Annotated in this window: 20 protein-coding genes; 5 read left to right on the forward strand and 15 right to left on the reverse strand. The window is 73.6% G+C overall.

Features of this window, described 5'->3' with window-relative positions; translation table 11 throughout:
• Nucleotides 1-4 precede the first annotated feature (4 nt).
• From BLS43_RS05605 to egtA, 7 genes are all read right to left on the reverse strand, one after another.
• Complete coding sequence (locus tag BLS43_RS05605) at nt 5-799, reverse strand: carbohydrate ABC transporter permease (protein WP_093077784.1); 795 nt, start codon at nt 797-799, stop codon at nt 5-7.
• The gene (locus BLS43_RS05610) at nt 796-1662 is read right to left on the reverse strand and encodes a carbohydrate ABC transporter permease (protein WP_093077787.1); all 867 of its coding nucleotides are present in this window, start codon (nt 1660-1662) and stop codon (nt 796-798) included. Before BLS43_RS05610 ends, BLS43_RS05605 begins: the two co-directional genes overlap by 4 nt.
• On the reverse strand, nt 1652-2977 hold the full coding sequence (locus BLS43_RS05615; protein ID WP_093077790.1) for an ABC transporter substrate-binding protein: 1326 nt from the start codon (nt 2975-2977) through the stop codon (nt 1652-1654). The genes BLS43_RS05610 and BLS43_RS05615 overlap by 11 nt, the downstream gene beginning before the upstream one ends.
• 68 nt (nt 2978-3045) lie before the next feature.
• Nucleotides 3046-4026, reverse strand: a complete 981-nt coding sequence (egtD, locus tag BLS43_RS05620; protein ID WP_093077793.1) for an L-histidine N(alpha)-methyltransferase — start codon at nt 4024-4026, stop codon at nt 3046-3048.
• Between the two features lie 86 nt (nt 4027-4112).
• Nucleotides 4113-4850 carry an ergothioneine biosynthesis protein EgtC gene (gene egtC, locus BLS43_RS05625; RefSeq protein WP_093077796.1) on the reverse strand — a complete coding sequence of 246 codons (738 nt, stop codon included), beginning with the start codon at nt 4848-4850 and terminating at the stop codon, nt 4113-4115.
• On the reverse strand, nt 4843-6135 hold the full coding sequence (gene egtB / locus BLS43_RS05630; protein WP_093077799.1) for an ergothioneine biosynthesis protein EgtB: 1293 nt from the start codon (nt 6133-6135) through the stop codon (nt 4843-4845). Before egtB ends, egtC begins: the two co-directional genes overlap by 8 nt.
• The gene (egtA, locus tag BLS43_RS05635; RefSeq protein WP_245707319.1) at nt 6122-7462 is read right to left on the reverse strand and encodes an ergothioneine biosynthesis glutamate--cysteine ligase EgtA; all 1341 of its coding nucleotides are present in this window, start codon (nt 7460-7462) and stop codon (nt 6122-6124) included. The genes egtB and egtA overlap by 14 nt, the downstream gene beginning before the upstream one ends.
• Nucleotides 7463-7616: 154 nt before the next feature.
• Here egtA and BLS43_RS05640 point away from each other — a divergent pair, with 154 nt between their 5' ends.
• Entirely contained in the window at nt 7617-8195 is a 579-nt protein-coding gene (locus tag BLS43_RS05640; protein WP_093078504.1) for a TetR/AcrR family transcriptional regulator, read from the forward strand.
• Here BLS43_RS05640 and BLS43_RS05645 read toward each other — a convergent pair.
• From BLS43_RS05645 to BLS43_RS05660, 4 genes are all read right to left on the reverse strand, one after another.
• Complete coding sequence (locus BLS43_RS05645) at nt 8185-9600, reverse strand: MFS transporter (RefSeq protein ID WP_093077805.1); 1416 nt, start codon at nt 9598-9600, stop codon at nt 8185-8187. The genes BLS43_RS05640 and BLS43_RS05645 overlap by 11 nt on opposite strands.
• A 23-nt stretch (nt 9601-9623) precedes the next feature.
• Nucleotides 9624-11543 carry an ABC transporter ATP-binding protein gene (locus tag BLS43_RS05650; protein ID WP_093077808.1) on the reverse strand — a complete coding sequence of 640 codons (1920 nt, stop codon included), beginning with the start codon at nt 11541-11543 and terminating at the stop codon, nt 9624-9626.
• A 125-nt stretch (nt 11544-11668) separates the two neighbouring features.
• A complete protein-coding gene (locus tag BLS43_RS05655; RefSeq protein WP_028932228.1) occupies nt 11669-11878 on the reverse strand; it encodes a helix-turn-helix domain-containing protein in 210 nt (69 codons plus the stop codon).
• A gap of 190 nt (nt 11879-12068) precedes the next feature.
• Nucleotides 12069-13691, reverse strand: a complete 1623-nt coding sequence (locus tag BLS43_RS05660; RefSeq protein WP_093077810.1) for an ABC-F family ATP-binding cassette domain-containing protein — start codon at nt 13689-13691, stop codon at nt 12069-12071.
• 129 nt (nt 13692-13820) lie between these two features.
• On the opposite strand from BLS43_RS05660, the gene BLS43_RS05665 reads away from it, so the two are divergent.
• The 4 genes from BLS43_RS05665 (at nt 13821) to BLS43_RS05680 (ending at nt 17317) form a co-directional block, all read left to right on the forward strand.
• The gene (locus BLS43_RS05665) at nt 13821-14588 is read left to right on the forward strand and encodes an SDR family oxidoreductase (RefSeq protein ID WP_093077813.1); all 768 of its coding nucleotides are present in this window, start codon (nt 13821-13823) and stop codon (nt 14586-14588) included.
• Between the two features lie 8 nt (nt 14589-14596).
• Nucleotides 14597-15733: a lycopene cyclase family protein gene (locus tag BLS43_RS05670; protein ID WP_093077816.1), complete on the forward strand. Its 1137-nt coding sequence runs from the start codon at nt 14597-14599 to the stop codon at nt 15731-15733.
• A gap of 86 nt (nt 15734-15819) precedes the next feature.
• On the forward strand, nt 15820-16269 hold the full coding sequence (locus BLS43_RS05675) for a universal stress protein (RefSeq protein ID WP_093077819.1): 450 nt from the start codon (nt 15820-15822) through the stop codon (nt 16267-16269).
• 10 nt (nt 16270-16279) lie between these two features.
• Nucleotides 16280-17317 (forward strand): adenylate/guanylate cyclase domain-containing protein, encoded by a 1038-nt coding sequence (locus BLS43_RS05680; RefSeq protein WP_093077822.1) that lies wholly within the window; start codon nt 16280-16282, stop codon nt 17315-17317.
• 87 nt (nt 17318-17404) lie between these two features.
• Here BLS43_RS05680 and BLS43_RS05685 read toward each other — a convergent pair whose 3' ends face one another.
• From BLS43_RS05685 to sufC, 4 genes are read right to left on the reverse strand one after another with little or no spacing between them, the layout of a single operon-like run.
• Complete coding sequence (locus BLS43_RS05685) at nt 17405-17785, reverse strand: metal-sulfur cluster assembly factor (RefSeq protein ID WP_093077825.1); 381 nt, start codon at nt 17783-17785, stop codon at nt 17405-17407.
• Nucleotides 17782-18228 (reverse strand): Fe-S cluster assembly sulfur transfer protein SufU, encoded by a 447-nt coding sequence (gene sufU / locus BLS43_RS05690; protein ID WP_093077828.1) that lies wholly within the window; start codon nt 18226-18228, stop codon nt 17782-17784. Before sufU ends, BLS43_RS05685 begins: the two co-directional genes overlap by 4 nt.
• A gap of 1 nt (nt 18229) precedes the next feature.
• Nucleotides 18230-19513, reverse strand: a complete 1284-nt coding sequence (locus BLS43_RS05695) for a cysteine desulfurase (RefSeq protein ID WP_093077831.1) — start codon at nt 19511-19513, stop codon at nt 18230-18232.
• The gene (gene sufC / locus BLS43_RS05700; RefSeq protein ID WP_093077834.1) at nt 19510-20265 is read right to left on the reverse strand and encodes a Fe-S cluster assembly ATPase SufC; all 756 of its coding nucleotides are present in this window, start codon (nt 20263-20265) and stop codon (nt 19510-19512) included. Before sufC ends, BLS43_RS05695 begins: the two co-directional genes overlap by 4 nt.
• Between the last annotated feature and the right edge of the window lie 4 nt (nt 20266-20269).

Below are 20269 nucleotides of genomic sequence, written 5' to 3' on the forward strand. Positions count from 1 at the left end.
CCCCTTACCGCAAGGTGGGTCCGCCGACGCCGACGAGGCGCCTGCGGATCAGCAGGATGAACAGGAAGGCGGGCGCCAGCAGGAACAGCGCGCCCGCGTAGCGGAACGGCAGCGGCGCCTGGGTGAGTCCGGTGAGGACGAACACCGGCAGCGTCGGCTCCTGGAGGGTGAGGATCGAGGCGGCGAACACCTCGTTGTAGGACAGCAGCACCGCGAACGTGCCCGCCGCGGCCAGGCCGGGGGCGGCGTTGGGGACCACCGCCCGGCGGAACGCGCCGAACCGGGAGCAGCCGAAGATCTGCGCGGCCTCCTCGATGTCCACGGGGACACCCGCGAACACCCCCGCCACCATCAGCACCACGAACGGCAGCGCCAGCGCGGTGTGCATGAACGCGACGCCCCACACCGAGTCGTAGATCCCCCACTGCAGGAAGAACACGGCGAGCGGGATCGACAGCACGACGACGGGGAACGCGCGGGTGGCCAGGACGGTCAGGCGGTAGGCCGAGGCGCCCGGGAACACGAAGCGCGCCAAGGCGTATCCGGCGGGGGCGGCGAGCAGGAGCGTGAGCACCCCCGTGATCAGTGCGACGACCACACTGGACAGCAGTGCCTGCGGCACCCCGGCGGACGTCACGAAGAACCGCATCGACTCCAGCGACCAGTCCGGCCAGGGCGCGAGCGGATACGTGTAGACCGAGTCCGCCGTGGAGAACGCGCCGACGACCACGAACCAGATCGGCACCAGGATCCACCCGGCGAGCAGGGCGGCGCCGCCGTACCCGAGCACCCGCCTCATTCGCCGCGCTCCCTGCGCGCGGGGAGGGCGGCGAGGACCAGCCCCACCGCCACCAGCGAGACGACGAGGATGACGAGCCCGTAGGCGGAGGCCAGATGGGCGTCCTGGAACTCGGTGTAGGCGCGGTTGGCCTGGGTGGCGAGCGTGTCGGTCGCGGTGCCGCCCAACGCGATCACGGTCGCGAACACCTCGAACGCCAGCACCACGCGCACGATCATCGCCGTGCGGATCGTCGGGCGCAGCAGCGGGAGGACGACGTGGCGCATCCGCTGCCAGGGCCCGGCGTGGAAGACGTCCGCGGCCTCCAGGTAGTCCTTCGGGATCTGCCGGAGCCCGCCGACGAGGATGATCACCAGCAACGACGTCGACCGCCAGGCCTCCGCGACCACGATCGTGCCGATCACCCGCCACGGCTCCCGGTAGTCCAGCCAGATCACCGGCCGGTCGATCAGCCCGACGCCCTGCAGGACGGTGTTCAGCCAGCCCTGCTCCACGAAGATCGAGTACCACAGGATGCCCGCGCCGAGCTCGGAGACGCCCAGCGGCAGCAGGAAGACGTAGAGCCAGAAGCCCCGGCCGCGCAGCCGCCCCGTGATGATCATCGACATCGCCAGGGCCAGCGCGAGCTGGATCGGGAGCAGGACCACGAGCAGGATCAGGGTCGTCCAGACGGCGGGCCAGAACCGGTCGTCGGAGACCATGGCGGACAGCGACGTGAGGCCCCACTCCCCCGTCGTGCTGGTGAAGGCCAGCCCGAACGCCTGCACCATCGGGGAGGCGAAGAAGATCACCAGGTACGCGACGCTCGGCAGGAGCAGCAGATAGGGCAGGGCCGCCGACGGCCGCGGCGAGCTAACCGACACGGCAGACCCCCTGGCCGAGCGGGTCGGGTGCCCAGCACGCGGCGCCCGCGGTGTCCAGCACACCCTGCAGCGCCACCGCCTGGTTCGCCAGCGTGTCGCGGATGTCGGCGCCGTCGAGCGCGATCGCGCGGAAGGTGTCGGTGAAGACCTTGTCGTAGGCGCCGCTCTGCCCGCCCAGGCCGACGGCCAGCGACGACGCCAGCGCCCCGGGCGTCTCGACCATGCGCTGCAGCGTCTGCGCCTCCTGCCCGACGCCCGGGGGCAGGCCGCCGGGGATGGAGTCCAGGCTCTGCGGCGGGAACCAGGCGACGGTCCGCACCGTCGTCGAGACGCGGGCCGGGTCGGTCAGGTGCCGGATGAGGTCGATCGACGGCTGCGGGTCGGGGACGCTCGCGGGGATCGCCAGCCCGCCGAGCACGGGGAGGTAGCCGAGGCCGCGCGGGCCGGTGGGCGCGGGGAACGAGACGATGTCGTCCGGCCGGGTCTGCAGCGCGTCGACCAGCCGGACGGCGTGGTCCCAGGCGATCCAGACCTCGCCGGTGAGCAGCGGTTCCTGCATGAAGCCGTAGGTCACCGACTGCGGGTTGGTCGTCGCCCAGATCTCGCGCAGCCACTCCCACATCGGGACGGCGTCCGGGCCGGCGAACGTGGTGTTCACCCCGCCGGTGAAGCTCGGGTAGGCGTACCCCTGCAGGAACCGCTTGAGCAGGCCGCTCTCGCCCGCGGGCAGCCCGAACCGCGGCGAGCCGGTGGCCCGCTGCACCGCACGCGACCACTCCAGGACCTGGTCGTAGGTGAGGTTCTGGAGGTCGGCGCCCGGCGGCAGGAACGGCAGCGCCTCGCGGCGGGCGGCCATGATGTAGCTCGCGGAGATCCACGGGACGAAGGCGTAGCGGCCGTCGACGCGGGCGAGGTCGAGGTACCGGGCGGTGAACCCGCGGTCGTCGAGGGACTCCACGACGTCCGTCATGTCGCGGAGCAGCCCCTCCGCGTGCAGGGTCGCGAGCTCGCCCTGCAGCGCGCCGACCAGTCCGAGGTTCGACGTCCCGGCCTGCGCCTCGGCCCGCACCCGGTCCAGCAGCTTCGTGACCGACGAGTCGGCGACGAACTGCACCTCCCGGTCGAACCCCGTGAGGATCTGACGGCGGACGGACTCGGCCTCCGCGGTCGTCGAGAGCTGGGTCGAGTAGAAGACGAGCGCGCCGGACCCGGTCCCGCCCGGCGCCCCGCTGGTGTCGAGGGCGCACCCGGAGAGCAGACCGAGGGCCGCCGTGCCGATCCCGAGCCGGAGCGCATCCCGCCGCGAGACCCCCATGCGCGAACGCTATCCGGAGTGGATGGATCACGCAGAGCGAGAGTCGGCGGGGCGGGTCAGGCGGCGGGTCAGACAGCGGTGGCGAGGCTCAGGGCGAAGCGGCGGTCCTCGTCCGCCCACCAGCGGACCAGGTCGAACCCCGCGTCCGTGAGCATCGCGCGGACGGTCTCGGGCTCGAACTTCGCCGAGATCTCCGTGCGCAGCTCCTCGCCCTCCGCGAAGTCCACCTCCAGGTCCAGCTCCGCGACGCGCACCCGCATGGCGCGCTCAGCCCGCAATCGCATCTCGATCCAGGAGTTCTCGGCGTCCCACAGCGCGACGTGGGCGAACGCGTCCGGGTCGAAGTCCGCACCCAGCGCGCGGTTGAGCACGTGCAGCACGTTCCGGTTGAACTCGGCGGTGACCCCCTCGGCGTCGTCGTAGGCGGCGACGAGGGTGGGCTCGTCGATCACCAGGCCGGTGCCCAGCAACAGCTGCTCGCCCGGCCGGAGGACCGACCGGACGTGCGCGAGGAACGCCGCGCGCTCGGCGGGGCGCAGGTTGCCGATGGTCCCGCCGAGGAAGGCGATCAGCCGCGTACCGCGTTCGGGCAGGAACCCGAGGTCCTTCGTGAAGTCGCCGACCACGCCGTGCAGCTCGAGGTCCGGGTACTCGGCGGCGAGCGCGTCCAGGGCGCCGCGCAGCGCCGCCTCGGACACGTCCTGCGGGACGTAGCGGCGCAGGGTCGGGCGGAACGCGTCGAGCAGCAGCCGCGTCTTGGCCGACGACCCCGACCCGAGCTCGACGATGGTGTCCGCGCCGGACGCCTCGGCGATGGCGGCGACGGACTCCTCGAGCAGGGCCCGCTCCGTGCGGGTCGGGTAGTACTCCGGCAGCGCGGTGATCCGCTCGAAGAGCTCGCTGCCGCGCGCGTCGTAGAAGTACTTGGGCGGCAGCTCCTTCGGACTGGCCGTGAGCCCGGCACGGGCGTCCTCCCGCAGCGCGCGTTCGGCGTGGTCGGGGGTCAGGTGGACGTCGAGGACGGGCGACTGCGCGGACAGGCGGTTCATCACGTGCTCCTTGCGTAGACCCACCGGCGCGAACGGCACCGGTGGTGGCGAACACCGCGGCGGACGACTCGGGCGGTGCGGTGCGGTCAGCGGATGCGGGTGAGGTGGTGGGTGCCGGGGCCTGCGGTGACCAGGTGGCCCTCCGGCACCGGGCGCCAGCGCTCGTCGGAGGTGACGGGCTCGCTGGCGACCTCCGCCTCCTCGTCGGTGACGCGCACCGACAGGGCGTGGTCCCAGGCCGTGCCCCAGACCGTCTCCCCGTCGATGAGCAGCAGGTTCAGCCGCGAGCCCGGGGCGGCGGCCGCGACCGCCGCCACCGTGTCCGCGAGCGCCGCGCCGGGCTCCTCCCCCGCCCGGAGCCGATCCCGGACGAGCGCCCAGAGCAGGGCCGCGTCCGTCGGGGCGTCGAGGGTGAGCAGGTCGACGACCGGGAGCCGCTCGGCGAGCTTCGCCACCGCGTCCGGCCACCCGCGGACGACGCCGTTGTGGCTGAACAGCCAGCGGTCCGCCGCGAACGGCGCCGCCGCCGTGTCGGTCACCGGCATGCCGGTCGTGGCCGACCGGACCGCGCCGAGCATCGCCCGGCAGGACGCCGCCGCGACCGAGGCGAACGCCGTGTCCGACCAGATCGGCCGGGCCGAGCGGTAGCGCACCGGAGGACCGGCCTCGGCGTACCAGCCGACCCCGAACCCGTCCGCGTTCACGGTGCCGCCCCCGCGCATGTCCGCGGGCGCGTACGACTGGCGCAGCAGCCCGTGCGGCGGGTCCAGGACCAGCGCGGACACCGGGCGCGGCGGACCGATCCACGCGTGGTGCCTACACACCGGACGCGTCCCGCGCGCAGCGGAAGCCCGAGAAGATCTGCCTGCGGATCGGGTGGTCCCAGTTCCGGAAGGTGCCGCGGACGGCTGCGGCGTCCGTGCCGAACGAGCCCCCGCGCAGCACCTTGTAGTCGCCGCCGAAGAACACCTCGCTGTACTCGCGGTACGGGAAGGCCTCGAACCCCGGGTAGGGCTCCCACCCCGACGAGCACCACTCCCAGACGTCTCCGATCAGCTGTTCCACCCCGAGCGGCGACGCCCCGGCCGGGTAGGCGCCGACCGGGGCCGGCTGCAGGTGCCGCTGCCCCAGGTTGGCGTGCTCGGGGGTGGGGTCGCCGTCTCCCCACGGGAACCGGCGGGACCGGCCCGCCTCCGGGTCCCAGCGGGCCGCCTTCTCCCACTCCGCCTCGGTGGGCAGGCGCTTGCCGACCCAGCGGGCGTACGCCTCGGCCTCGTGGAAGCTCACGTGCATCACCGGCTCGTCCCCCGGCACGGGCTCGACCACGCCGAACCGCCGCCGGAACCACGTGCCGCCCGAGTCCCGCGACCAGAACCGCGGCGCCACCAGGCCCTCGTCCAGGACGTGCTGGAAACCGACGACGCTCCACCAGCGCGGGTCCCGGTACCCGCCCGCCTCGACGAACGCGGTGAACTCGGCGTTCGTCACCGGGTGGGTGTCGATCCAGTACGCGGGCAGGCTGACGGTGTGGGCGGGGCGTTCGTTGTCCAGCGCCCACGGCTCGGTGGACGTGCCCTGCACCGACTCCCCCGCCGGGACGTACACCTCGCGCGCCGGCAGCGCCCGGCCCGGGGGCGGCGGCGGGGCGGACAGCAGCGGGCCGCCAACGCGCAGCTGGTGGGTGGCGAGCATCGTCTCGTCGTGCTGCTGCTCGTGCTGCACGATCATGCCGAAGGCGAAGCCCGCCTCCTCCAGCCTGCGCCCGGTCAGCGGGTGCCGCTCCAGCACGTCCAGCGACTTCTCCCGCACCTCCGCGACGTAGGCGCGCGCCTCCTCCGGGGTGAGCAGCGGCAGCGCGACGCGGCTGGCCCGCGAGTGCTGGAACGCGTCGTACAGCCCGTCGATCTCGGGGCGCAGCGCCTCACGGCCCCCGACGTCTCGCACCAGCCAGAGCTCCTCCTGGCTCCCGATGTGGGCCAGGTCCCAGACCAGCGGGGACATCAGCGGCGAGTGCTGCGCGACCAGCTCGGTGTCGTCGATCGCGGTCAGGACGCTGCTGCGGTGGCGGGCGGTCTCCAGCTGCGCCACGAGACGGTCACGCAGGTTCACGACGGGCTCCCTCGGTCCGGGACGGGATGATCTCGACCAGTTCGGGCACGGTGGGTTCACCGGGCAGCGGCTCGTCCGCCGGGGACCGGCCCGCGGCGATCCGCCCCTCGGTGACCGCGGCGAGCCGGGCGGCCAGCGCGGGCGGCGGGTCGAGCGCGGGCAGGGCGGCCCGCGCCAGCGCGAACACCTCGCGTGCCGCGGCGGCGAGCGCGGGGTCCTCGAGCCCGACGCGGCACGCCTGCACCCACCGGTCCCGGACGGGCTCGCAGAGCTCCCGCACCCGGTCGACCGTGGCGGGCCGCGCGGTCAGCGCCGCGAGCACCGCCACGGGCAGCGCCCAGTCCGCGCCCTGCTGTCCGTCGACGTAGCGGACCTCGAGGAACCCGCGCGGGCGGACCGGCGGGAAGAGGGTGGAGACGTGGTACTCCAGGTCCGCGGTGGTCGGGGTGCCCGGCAGCGCCCCCGCGATCCAGTCCGCGAACGTGACCCCCACGGGTGTGATCCACTCGCCCTCCCCGCGCACGCACAGCAGCGGGGTCGCGACCACGCGCTCCGCCCAGGCCTGCGCCGGGTCCGGCCGGTCCAGGTCGGTGGGCGGGGCCGTGCGCGCCGGGTCCGAGGCCAGCCACGCCGCGAACCGGCTCGACTTCCACCCGGTGCGCCTGCCGTGCAGGACCGGCGAGTTGGCGAACGCGGCGAGCAGCACCGGCCCGAGCTCGTGGACCGCGGCCCACCGGGCCGCGATGTGGGCGCGTTCCCCCGCGTCCAGCGCGACCTGCACCGCGGACGTCGAGCACATGCCGGAGCGGCCGTAGGGGCCCTGCCGGTCGAACACGCGCTCCATGGCCGCGTAGCGGGGCAGGTCGAGCAGGCGCCGGGCGGGACGGTCGGGATCCGCGGCCCGGGGCTCAGGGGTCAACCCGTACGCGGCGAGGCCTGCGTGCAGGGACCGGGTGTCCTCCTCGACCGCGGCGGTCAACGCGCGGAGCGAGGCGAGCGGCGGGCTGGCCAGCTCGACCTGGCCGCCCGGCTCGACCGTGACGAGCGAGCCGTGGGGCAGCGGCGCGGCGGGCGAGCCCGGGGCGAGGGAGGCGGGGGCATGGGGACCGAGACCGGCGAGGATCGCGGTCAGATCGGGTGGGTCTGCGGCGCGCAGCAGCCATTCGAGCTCGACGCCGACGAGCCGCGGGGGCCCGTGCTTGAAGCAGACGGACGCCACGAACGCCTCGGCCTCCGCGCGGGTGCGGAGCGAGAGATCCGCCTCTCCCGGCTCGGTGCCCTGGGCGGACAGTGCGGCGTCGAGCGCCTGACCCGGTTCCGGTGCCACGCCCGAGAACGCTACCCGCGGGGTCCGACAATTTCTCGTCGCCGGGAGCCCCCGAAGGCGCGCGAACCGCGCATAACGGGTGTCCGTCCGAGCGCGACGCACCCCACGTCGGCATGTCGTGCGCCACAAGACGTACGTACGGGATACTGGACCCGTGCCCCGCGTGAGTACCGACCAGCTCGCCGCCCGGCGCCAGCACATCCTCGACGGTGCGCGGCGCTGCTTCGCGGCCTACGGCTACGAGGGGGCGACGGTGCGCAGGCTCGAGCAGAGCACCGGGCTGTCCCGCGGCGCGATCTTCCACTACTTCCGCGACAAGGACGCGCTGTTCCTCGCCCTCGCCGAACAGGACGCGGCCCGGATGGCGGACGTCGTCGCCGAGCAGGGCCTGGTCCAGGTCATGCGCGACCTGCTCGCCACCGCCCGCAAGCCCGACCCGGGCGACGAGTCCAGCTGGCTGGGCACCCGGCTCGAGGTCTCGCGGCGGCTGCGCACCGACCCGGACTTCCGCAAGCGCTGGCAGGCGCACTCGGCGGAGCTGACCGCCGCCACCCGTGACCGCCTGGAACGCCAGGCCGCCAACGGCACGCTGCGGGACGACGTGCCGGTCGCCGTCGTCGCCCAGTACCTCGAGCTGGTCCTCGAAGGCCTGGTCAGCCACCTGGCGATGGGGCTGCCCGCGGACGCGCTCGACGGGGTGCTGGACGTGGTGGAGCAGTCGGTCAGGCGCTGATCAGCTCGGCCGAGCGGCGCGCGGTACCGCGCGCCCACTCCCCCGTCGTCAGGACGCCGAGGACGACCACGGCCACGCCGCAGCCGATGACCACGCCCCACCCCGCGTGGCTCGCCGCGGCGAGACCCGGCCCCAGCGGGCCCACCACGGACGAGGTGACCAGCGATCCGATCACCGCCACGCCGAGCGCGGCCCCGACCTGGCGGCTCGTCGACGCGACCGCCGAGGCCACCCCGGCCTGCGCGGCGGGCATGCCGGACACGGCCGTCGTGGTGATGGGCGGGTTGATCATCCCGAACCCGACGCCGAACACCACGTACGCGGTGATCGGCAGCCAGAGCGGGGAGTCCGTGCGCAGGAACAGCAGCACCGCCCCGGACAGCGCCAGCGCGGCCCCGCCCACGACCAGCGGGATCCGGGTCCCGCGGCTGCCGACCAGCCGCCCGGACACGCTCGGCAGCACGGCCATCATCGCCGCCATCGGGAGCGTGAGCAGCCCGGCGTGCAGTGGCGAGTACCCGCGGGCGACCTGCAGGTACAGCGCGTTGACGAACAGGAACCCCGACAGGCAGACGAACGCGCAGACGGCCACGACGGTCGCGCCCGCGAACGGGACGCTGCGGAAGAAGCGCGGGTCGATCAGCGGCTCGGCACGCCGCAGCTCCCACGGCACCAGGGCGCCGAGCGCCGCCGCCGCGAGCACCGCCGCGCCGAGCACCCACGGCGAGGCCCAGCCCCGCGCGGGCCCCTCGATGATCGCGAAGACGGCGCCCCCGAGCAGCACCGTGACCAGCAGCTGACCGACCGGGTCCAGCCTGCGCGGGTGCGCGGCCCGGGACTCGGGCACCCACCGGGTCGCGGCCGCGGTGGCCACCAGCACGACCGGGACGTTCAGCCAGAAGATCGAGCGCCAGCCGACCGTGTCCACCAGCGCCCCGCCGACGAGGGGGCCGAGCGCCATGCTGAGCCCGATCACGCTCGCCCACGCCCCGATCGCCCGCGCCCGCTCCCGGGGGTCGGTGAACACGGTGACGATGATCGACATCGCGACCGGGTTGAGCATGGCCCCACCCAGCGCCTGGACCACCCGGAAGGCGACGAGCGCCCCCGCGGTGGGCGCGATGCTGCAGAGCAGCGAGCCCACGCCGAAGAGCAGCAGCCCGATCCGGAAGACCCGCCGCCGCCCCACGCGGTCCGCCGTCGAGCCCGCGAGCAGCAGCAGCGAGGCCAACGTGAGGGTGTAGGCGTCCACGGTCCACTGCAGCGCGGTCACCGACGCGTCGAGGTCGGTCTGGATGCTGGGCAGCGCCAGGTTGACGATCGTGGCGTCCATGCTGACCACGAACAGGCTCGAGCAGCAGATCACCAGGACGACGAGGCGGTGCCGACGGTCGAGTTCGGGCACGCTCCCAACGTAGGCCGACCGGGTCAGGGCGACCCCGTCCCGACCGTGTGAGCGTGGTCGCAGCCCGGGAGGCCGCAGGAGGCGTCGGTGACCGGGGCGGCGAACTGGGTCCGGTACAGGGCGGCGTAGCGGCCGCCCGCGGCCAGGAGCTGCTCGTGGGTCCCCTGCTCCACGATCCGGCCCGCCTCGACGACCGCGATCCGGTCGGCCGCCCGGATCGTCGAGAGCCGGTGGGCGATGACGATGGCGGTGCGACCGGCGAGGGCCTCCGCCAAGGCCTCCTGGACGGCGACCTCGGACTCCGAGTCCAGGTGGGCGGTGGCCTCGTCCAGCACGACGACGGGCGGCCTGGCCAGCAGCAACCGGGCGATCGTCAGCCGCTGGCGCTCCCCGCCGGAGAGCCGGTAGCCCCGTTCGCCGACCACCGTGTCGAGCCCGTCCGGCAGCTGGGCCAGCACCTCCCCGAGCCGCGCCCGCTCGACGGCCTCCCGCAGCTCGGCGTCCGTGGCCTCCGGCGCGGCGTAGCGCAGGTTGGCGGCGATGGTGTCGTGGAAGAGGTGACCGTCCTGGGTGACGACGCCGACCGTGCGGCGCAGCGACGCGAACGTCAGCTCCCGCACGTCCGTCCCGGCCAGCTCGACCGCGCCGGAGTCGACGTCGTAGAGCCGCGGGAGCAGCGCGGCGATCGTCGACTTCCCGGCCCCGGACGGCCCGACGAGCGCGACGAGTGACCCGGCGGGCGCCTCCAGGGAGATCCCGTGCAGCACCTCGCCGGGCGCCCGGCGGTCGAGGACGGCGACGTCCTCCAGCGAGGCCAGCGACACCTGCTCCGCCGTGGGGTAGGAGAAGTGCACGTCCCGCAGCCGTACGGACACCGGGCCCGGCGGCAGCTCCCGGGTGCCCTCGGTGATCATCGGCGGGAGGTCGAGGACCTCGAAGACCCGCTCGAACGCCACCAGCGCGGACATCACGTCCACGCGGGCGTTGGCGAGTGCGGTCATCGGCGTGTAGAGCCGGGTCAACAGCAGCGCCAGAGTGACGACGGTGCCGGGCTCGATCCGCCCCGTCACCGCCAGCCAGCCGCCCAGGCCGTAGACCAGCGCCTGCGCCAGGGCGGAGACCAGCGACAACGATGTGACGAAGACCCGGGACACCATCGCCGTCCGGACCCCGATGTCCCGCACATGCTCGGCCCGCGCGGTGAACTCCGCCGCCTCCTCGCGCGGGCGGCCGAACAGCTTGACCAGCGTGGCGCCCGCCGCCGAGAACCGCTCGGTCATCTGGGTGCTCATGCCGGCGTTGAGGTCGACCGCCTCGCGGCGCAGGTCCGCGATCCGCCTGCCCATCCGGCGGGCGGGCAGCACGAAGATCGGCAGCAGCACCAGCGCGAGCACGGTGACCTGCCAGGCGAGCCCGATCATCACGGCGAGCGCGAGGGTCAGCTGGATGACGTTCGACAGGACGCTCGCCAGCGTCGTCGTGATCGCCGACTGGGCCCCGATGACGTCGCTGTTGAGCCTGCTGACCAGCGCACCGGTGCGGGTGCGGGTGAAGAAGGCGACCGGCATCCGCTGCACGTGCCCGAACACGGCGGTGCGCAGGTCCACGATGAGACCCTCGCCGATCCGGGAGGAGAACCAGCGCGCGGCGAGCCCGATGAGCGCCTCGCACACGGCCAGGGCGGCGATGGTCAGCGCGAGGACGACGACCTGGCGGGCGGCCCCGTCCGCCCGGCCGACGATGGTGTCGACGACCCGGCCGGCGAGCAGCGGGGTGACCACCCCGATGACCGCGGTCCCGGTCGTGAGCAGCAGGAACGCCAGCAGCCGACCGCGGTAGGGATGGGCGAACCCCCAGATGCGCCGCACGGTCCCGGGGGCCACGGACCGCGGGGTGTCCGCCGCGCGCATCGTCGCGCGCATGATGGTGAAGGGCCGATCCATTCGACCATGGTGCGCCGTCCCGCTCGCCGCGGCGCGACAGGCACCGGGAATCCGTGGCGGACGGACGGGTAGCGCGGCCCGCCGCCGTACGCTGCTGACGCCGGCGGGCGCACCTCGGCGGAGGGCTACTTCTTCTTGGTGCGGGTGGCGCCGCCGCGACCGCGCAGCGTCACCCCGGTCTCGCTCAGCACGCGGTGCACGAATCCGTACGACCGGCCCGTCTGCTCGGCCAGTGCGCGGATGCTCGCCCCCTTCTCGTACTTCTTCTTCAGGTCGGTGGCGAGTTTGTCACGCTGGGTCCCCGTGATCCGGGCGCCCTTCTTCAGGTCGGCCACGACTCTTGACCTCCTCGGCCCCACCGGAGCCGCCCATCGGCTCGTCGGTGCAGGTCATGATGATCCAACCGCCGGGATGTGGCCAGCGCAACATCACGCATGATCGGTGAGCGGTTCCCCCGAACGGATCACGCGTACGGGTGATCCACGTGAACTGGACCACAGCACGAGGCGTGCGAATCGTGACGATTCAGGCCAATTGGACGAGCTCGAGATACTCGGCGGACCAGTGGTCCTCGGTCCCGTCCGGCAACACGATGACCTTGTCCGGCTCCAGGGCCTCGACGGCGCCGGGGTCGTGGGTGACGAGCACGACGGCGCCCTCGAAGCGGCGCAGCGCGTCCAGCACCTGCTCGCGGCTGGCCGGGTCGAGGTTGTTCGTCGGCTCGTCGAGCAGCAGCACGTTGGCGGCACTGGAGACCAGACCCGCCATGGCGAGCCGCGTGCGCTCGCCGCCGGACAGCGTGCCCGCGGGCTGTTCCAGCTGCTCCCCGGAGAACATGAACGTGCCGAGCACGGTGCGCAGCTGCTGCTCCGGCGAGTCCGGCGAGGCGTGCCGGATGTTCTCCCAGACGCTGGCGCTCATGTCGAGCGTGTCGTGCTCCTGGGCGAAGTAGCCGGTGCGCAGCCCGTGCCCGGCCACGACCTCGCCCGAGTCCGACGTCTCGGTGCCGGCGAGCATGCGCAGCAGCGTGGTCTTGCCCGCGCCGTTGAGGCCCAGCACCACGACCTTCGTGCCGCGGTCGATCGCCAGGTCGACGCCGGTGAACACCTCCAGGGACCCGTAGGCCTTGGACAGGTTCTCCGCCGTGAGCGGGGTGCGGCCGCACGGGGCGGGCGTGGGGAAGCGGATCTTCGCGACGCGGTCCGCCTGCCGCTCGGGCTCCAGCCCGGCCAGCAGCTCGTCCGCGCGGCGGGCCATGTTCTTGGCCGCGACCGCCTTGGTGGCCTTGGCGCCCATCTTGGCCGCCTGGGCGTGCAGGGCCGAGGCCTTCTTCTCCGCGTTGGCCCGCTCGCGGCGGCGGCGCTTCTCGTCCGTGGCGCGCGCCTCGAGGTAGCGCTTCCAGTCCATGTTGTACTGGTCGACCTCGCCGCGGGTGGCGTCGAGGAACCAGACCTTGTTCACCACGTCCGCCAGCAGGTCGGTGTCGTGGCTGATGACCACGAGCCCGCCCTCGTGGGACTTGAGGAAACCGCGCAGCCACGTGATCGAGTCGGCGTCGAGGTGGTTGGTGGGCTCGTCGATCAGCAGCGTGGTGGCGGACTGGGACCCGCCGTCGCTGGCCGCGAACAGGATCCGGGCGAGCTCCACGCGGCGCCGCTGACCACCCGACAGGGTCCGCATCTGCTGGTGCAGCACCCGCTCGGGCAGGCCGAGGTTCGTGCAGATCCGCGCGGCCTCGGACTCCGCGGCGTACCCGCCGAGGGAGGAGAACCGCTCCTCCAGGCGCCCGTACTCGCGGACGGCCTTGTCGTTCTCCGGCCCGTCGAGGACCTCGGCCATCCGCAGCTGCACCTTCTCCAGCTTGCGGAGCAGCTCGTCCAGCCCGCGGGCGGAGAGCACCCGGTCCTTCGCGGTGACGGACAGGTCGCCCTCGCGCGGGTCCTGCGGGAGGTAGCCGATCGGCGCGTTGCTGGTGACGCGGCCGCCGTAGGGCTCGCCCTCGCCCGCCAGCACGCGCATCGAGGTGGTCTTGCCCGCGCCGTTGCGCCCGACGAGACCGATCCGGTCGCCGGGCTGCACGCGCAGGTTCGCGCCGGCCAGCAGGATGCGGGAACCGGCACGCAGCTCCAGGTCGGAGGCGGTGATCACAGCAGTACTCCAAGGAGGGTGGGCACACGAGCAGGGACGCACGACGGGGCGCGTCTGACCTACTCGATCTGGATCACGCCCCCAGGCTACCGGGCCGGGGCGACCGGATTGCGCCGTAGGGTGCCGGTCATGACCGATGTCACCGGAGCAGGCGCCGAGCTGGCCGGCCGGGCCGCCCTCGTCACCGGCGGGAGCCGCGGGATCGGCTACGCGATCGCCGAGGAGCTGCTGCGGCGCGGCGCCGCCGTCACGATCACCGGGCGCAAGGAGCCCGAGCTCGCCGCGGCCGCGGCCGCGCTCGGCGGCCGGGTGCTGACCGTCGCCGGCAACGCGGGTGACCCGGACTCCCGCGCCGAGGCCGTCGAGCGGACGGTGGCCGAGTTCGGCGACCTGTCGATCCTGGTCAACAACGCGGGGATCAACCCCCAGTTCGGGTCGCTGATCGACGCCGACCTGGCCGCCGTGACCAGGACGTTCGACGTCAACGTGGTCGCCGCGCTCGGGTTCGCGCAGCTCGCGTACCGGGCGGGGATGGCCGAGTCCGGCGGCGCGATCGTCAACGTCGCGTCCATGGCCGGGCTGCGCGCCACGGGCGCGATCGGCGCGTACGCCGCGTCGAAGGCGGCGCTGATCATGCTGACCCAGGAGCTGGCCGGGCAGCTGGCGCCCGCGATCCGGGTGAACGCGGTGGCCCCGGCCGTGGTCAGGACGCGGTTCGCCGAGGCCCTCTACGCCCACGACGAGGAGGGCGTGGCGAAGCGCTACCCGATGCAGCGCCTCGGCAGGCCCGAGGGCGTGGCGCGGGCGGTCGGTTTCCTGGTCTCCGACGCGGAGTCCGGCTGGATCACCGGCGAGACCATCCGGCTCGACGGCGGAGCACTGGCGTCGGGGCGCTGAGGCACCCGATGCTCGACGTGCTCGTGGCGGGCGGGGGACCCGCGGGCCGGGCGCTGGCGGGGGCGTGCGCGAAGGTCGGGCTGCGGACCGCACTGGCCGATCCCGCGCCGGAGCGCCCCTGGCGGTCCACGTTCGCGGCCTGGTCCGGCGAGCTCCCCCCGCTCCCCGACTCCGCGATCGCCTCCCGCTCCCGCGGCCGGGCGGTCGCCGGGCGCGAGCACGCGCTCGGGTGGGACTACACGGTCCTGGACACGGCGGGGCTGCGGGCCGCGCTCGACGAGGGCCTCGCGGGCGTCGCGCTGCACCGGGCCCGGCTCGGCGAGGTGGAGGCCCGCCTCGGCGCCCGGATCGTCATCGACGCGACCGGCCACCGGCCCACCACGCGCCGCGTCGCCGCGGAGCAGACGGCCTACGGCGTCGTGGTGGACGAGGACCTCGCCGCACCGTTCGTCGCCCGCGGCGAGGCGCTGTTCATGGACTGGCGCCCCGACCACGGCCGCCCGGGATGGCCGACGTTCCTCTACGCCGTCCCGCTCGGCGGCGGCGCCGTGCTGCTGGAGGAGACGTCCCTGGCCCGGCGGCCGGGGCTCCCCCTGCCCGAGCTGCGGGAGCGGCTGCACGCGCGGCTCGCCCACCACGGGATCGCGGCGCCCGCGGACGCCCGCACGGAACGCGTCCGCTTCCCGGTCGACGGCCCGCTCAGCCCGTCCCCCCGCCGTCTCGTCGGCCCGGCCCGGCCCTCCGAGCCGGCCTTCGGCGCCGCGACCCCCCTCGTCCACCCGGCCACCGGGTTCTCCGTGGCCACCGCGCTCACCCTCGCCCCCCGGCTGGCCGAGGCGCTGACCCGCCCCGACGCCGTCGCGGCCGCCCGGCGGGTGCTCTGGCCCGCCCCGGCGCTCGCCGTCCACGCCCTGCGGCGCCGCGGACTGGAGTCCCTGCTGCGGATGCCGCCCGCCCAGGTCCCGGCCTTCTTCGACGTCTTCTTCGGGCTCCCCGAAAGGCACCGCTGGGCCTACCTCACCGCGCGTGCCGACCTGCCCGGCACGCTCGCCGCGATGGGAGCGCTCTACCGGCACGCGAGCTGGCCGCTGCGGGCCCGGCTCGTCGGCCCCGCGCTGGGGGTCGCCGCCCACCCCACCGGGTGAACCCCACGCAGGTCACGGCCGGTCCGGACGCTGCTCGACGCCTACCCCCGGGTAACCTGCCGACACACCCGATCCCCGGAGGGCAGATGTCCGCCTACACCACCGTCGTCGTCGGCACCGACGGATCGTCCACCTCGTACGTCGCCGTCGAGCGCGCCGCCGCGGTCGCCCGGGACGCGGAGGCCCAGCTCGTGATCGTCTCGGCCTACACCCCCGCCTCCCGGGAGGACACCGCGGACGCCGAGGACGTGCTCGGCGACGAGGCCTACCAGGTCCGCGGCTGGACCCCCGCCGAGGAGGTGCTCCGCACCGCGGAGGACAGGGCGGCCGCGGTCGGCGCGCGGAAGATCACCAAGGTCGCCGAGGACGGGGCCCCGGCCGACGTGCTGCGCAAGGCCGTCGAGAACCACCGGGCGGACCTCCTCGTCGTCGGCAACAAGGGCCTGAACACGCTCAGCGGCCGCATCCTCGGGTCGGTGCCGTCGGACGTGGCCCGCCGCTCCGGGGTCGACGTGCTGATCGTGCACACCACCTGACCGAGCACTCATGACCTGGGAGCAGGACTTCGGGGAGTTCCTCGAGGCCGCGGCCCGCGGCGAGCGGCGGCGCCTCGACGAGTCGTCCGCGCTGGTCACCGCTCTGGAGGAGCGGGTGCTGGACGGGCCGCGCCGCTACACCCGCGGCGAGGTGGTGGCGCGCGCGGGGGTCACCGAGGACGAGGCCCTGCGGCTGTGGCGGTCCCTCGGCTTCCCGGACGTGCCGGACGATCTCGTGTACTTCACCGACCGGGACGTCGAGGCCGCGAGCCTGCTCGCGACCGACCCGGCCGCCCGGGCGCTGCCCACCGACGTCCGCGAGACCGTGATCCGGGCGATCGCCCAGTCCATGTCCCGGCTCGCGGACTGGCAGGTCGGCATGCTGGCGCGGATGGTGGCGGACCGGGCCGAGGGCGCCGAGCCCGAGAACGCGCTCGCGGCCGCCCGCGACCTGCTCCCGCTGCTCGAACGGGCCCAGACCTACATCTGGCGCCGCCACGTCGCCGCGGCGGTGTCCCGGTTCGTCGTCGGCCCGCTCGACGACGAGAACGACACGCGCGAGCTGACCGTCGGGTTCGCCGACATGGTCGGCTTCACCCGGACCACCCGGCGCCGCTCCCCCGCCGAGCTGGCCGAGATGATCGCCCAGTTCGAGGCCGTGACCACCGACGTCATCGGTGGGGGCGGCGGGCGGATCGTCAAGACCGTCGGCGACGAGGTGCTGTTCGTGACCGACACGGTGGCGGCGGCCGCCGAGATCGCGGTCGCCCTGCACGAGCGGGTGCGCGCCGAGCCGGTGCTGCCCCCGCTGCGGATCGGGCTCGCCGCGGGCGAGGTGCTCACCCGCTTCGGAGACGTCTACGGCGAGACCGTCAACATCGCCGCCCGGCTCACCACCCACGCCCGGCCGGACACCATCCTGGTCGACCGCGAGGTGCGCGAGGCACTGCGCGCGGACGACCGCTACCGCACCCAGCGCCTACGCCCGCTGCAGGTCAAGGGTTACCGCCACCTCCAGCCCTACACCCTCCGCACTATGGAACCTTAACGCGGTTTTCGGGGCCCGAAACCGGCATTATGGCTCCATAGTGCTGGAATTGGGCGCGGGTTTCGACGTTATGGATCCATAATGCGCCTAGACGCGGAACCCCAAGGCGCGCAGCTGCTCGCGGCCGTCCTCGGTGATCTTCTCCGGGCCCCACGGCGGCATCCAGACCCAGTTGATCGCGATGTCCTCGACCAGGCTGCCGTTGCTCGGGCCGGTGAGGGCGCTGCGGGCCTGCTCCTCGATGACGTCCGTCAGCGGGCAGGCCGCGGACGTGAGCGTCATGTCGATGATCGCCTTCTTGTCCTCGACCTTCAGGCCGTAGACCAGACCCAGGTCGACGACGTTGATCCCCAGCTCGGGGTCCACGACGTCCCGCATGGCCTCTTCGATGTCGTCGATCGAGGGACCCTCGCTCGACGCAGCGGGCTCCGGCATGCCGGCGGCACCCCGCACCACCTCTTCGGTCATGACGTCTCCTCCTCCTTCACCCGCACCACGGCGTCCTTGAACGCCATCCAGCCCAGCAGAGCACACTTGACCCGCGCCGGGTACTTGGAGACGCCCGCGAAGGCGATCCCGTCTCCGATGACGTCCTCGTCCCCGGGCACCTTGCCGCGGCTCTGCGCCATCTCCTGGAAGGACTCCAGGATCCGGAACGCCTCCTCGACGCTCTTGCCGACGACCAGGTCGGTCAGCACCGACGTGGACGCCTGGCTGATCGAGCAGCCGAGCGACTCGTACGACACGTCCTGCACGGAGTCCCCGTCCAGCTTGACGCGCAGCGTCACCTCGTCCCCGCAGGTGGGGTTGATGTGATGGGTCTCCGCGTCGTACGGGTCCCGCAGACCGGCGCCGTGCGGCTGCCGGTAGTGGTCCAGGATGATCTCCTGGTACATCTGTTCGAGCTGCATGTCAGACCCCGAAGAACTTCTGGGCGGCCCGGACGCCGTCGGCGAGCTGGGCCACCTCCTCCACCGTGGTGTACACGTGGAAGGACGCTCGGACGGTCGCGGCGATTCCGAACCGCCGGTGCAGCGGCCACGCGCAGTGGTGACCCACCCGCACGGCGACGCCCCGGTCGTCCAGCACCTGCCCGACGTCGTGGGCGTGCACCCCGTCCACCACGAACGCCACGGCGCCGCCGCGGTCGGTCAGGTCGGACGGCCCGACGATCCGCACGCCCTCGACCTGCCCCAGCGTGTCCAGGGCCACGCGGGCGAGCTCCTGCTCGTGCGCGAAGACCCGGTCCATGCCGATCGCCGACAGGTAGTCCACGGCCGCGCCCAGGCCCACCGCCTGGGAGGTCATCGGCACGCCTGCCTCGAACCTCTGCGGCGGCGGCGCGTAGGTCGAGCCCTCCATCCGCACCATCTCGATCATCGAGCCGCCCGTGATGAACGGGGGCATCGCGTCGAGCAGCTCGGTGCGCCCGTAGAGCACCCCGACCCCGGACGGGCCGAGCATCTTGTGCCCGGAGAACGCCGCGAAGTCCACACCCAGCTCGGTGAGGTTCACCGGCATGTGCGGCACGGACTGGCAGGCGTCCAGCACGACGAGCGCACCGACCTCGCGGGCCCGGCGGACCAGCTCGGCCACCGGCGCGATCGCGGCGGTGACGTTCGACTGGTGCGCGAACGCCACGACCCGTGTGCGCTCGGAGAGCTCCAGCGAGTCGAGGTCGATCCGGCCGTCGTCCGTGATCCCGTACCAGCGCAGGGTCGCCTCCGTGCGCCGGCACAGCTCCTGCCACGGCACCAGGTTGGCGTGGTGCTCCAGCTCGGTGACGACGATCTCGTCCCCCGGGCCCAGCGCGAACCGCTCCGAGTCCGCCGACAGGCCGGTCCGGATGGAGGCGTTGGAGAACGCGTACGCGACCAGGTTGATGCCCTCGGTGGCGTTCTTGGTGAACACCAGCTCCTCGGGCTCGGCCCCCACGAGCAGCGCGATCTTCGCCCGCGCCGCCTCGTAGTCGTCCGTGGCCTCCTCGGCGAGCTGGTGGGCGCCGCGGTGGACGGCGGCGTTGTGCGTCTCGAGGAACGTGCGCTCGGCGTCGAGCACCTGCCGGGGCCGCTGGGAGGTGGCCCCGGAGTCCAGGTAGACGAGCGGACGACCCTCGCGGACGGTGCGCGACAGGATCGGGAAGTCGCCGCGGATGGCGGCGAGGTCCAGACCCGAGGGGGCCTGGACCGCGGTCATGCCGGCGCCTTCACGAAGCGCTCGTAGCCGTGCTTCTCGAGGTCGTTCGCCAGCTCCGGACCGCCGGACTCGACGACCCGGCCACCGGCGAAGACGTGCACGAAGTCCGGGGTGATGTGCTGCAGGATCCGCGTGTAGTGCGTGATCAGCAGGACGCCGTTGGACTCGTTGCGGAACCGGTTCACGCCCTCGGAGACGACGCGCAGGGCGTCGACGTCCAGGCCGGAGTCGGTCTCGTCCAGGATCGCGATCTTCGGGTTCAGCAGGGCGAGCTGCAGCACCTCGTGGCGCTTCTTCTCCCCGCCGGAGAAGCCCTCGTTCACGGAGCGGTCCGCGAACTCGTCCGAGATGTCCAGGTCGGACATCGCGGACTTGACCTCCTTGACCCAGGTGCGCAGCTTCGGCGCCTCGCCGCGGACGGCGGTGGCCGCCGAGCGCAGGAAGTTCGCCATCGACACGCCGGGCACCTCGACCGGGTACTGCATGGCGAGGAACAGGCCCGCCCGGGCCCGCTCGTCGACGGTCATGTCCAGCACGGACTCGCCGTCGAGCAGCACCTCGCCGGAGGTGATCTCGTACTTGGGGTGGCCCGCGATCGCGTAGGCCAGGGTGGACTTGCCGGAGCCGTTCGGCCCCATGATCGCGTGGGTCTCCCCCGCCTTCACGGTGAGGTCGACGCCCTTGAGGATGGGCTTGGGACCCTCGTCGGTGGTCACCGACGCGTGCAGGTCCTTGATCTCCAGGGTGGACACTTCG

Origin of the sequence: Pseudonocardia oroxyli (assembly GCF_900102195.1) — a bacterium.
Classification (GTDB): domain Bacteria; phylum Actinomycetota; class Actinomycetes; order Mycobacteriales; family Pseudonocardiaceae; genus Pseudonocardia; species Pseudonocardia oroxyli.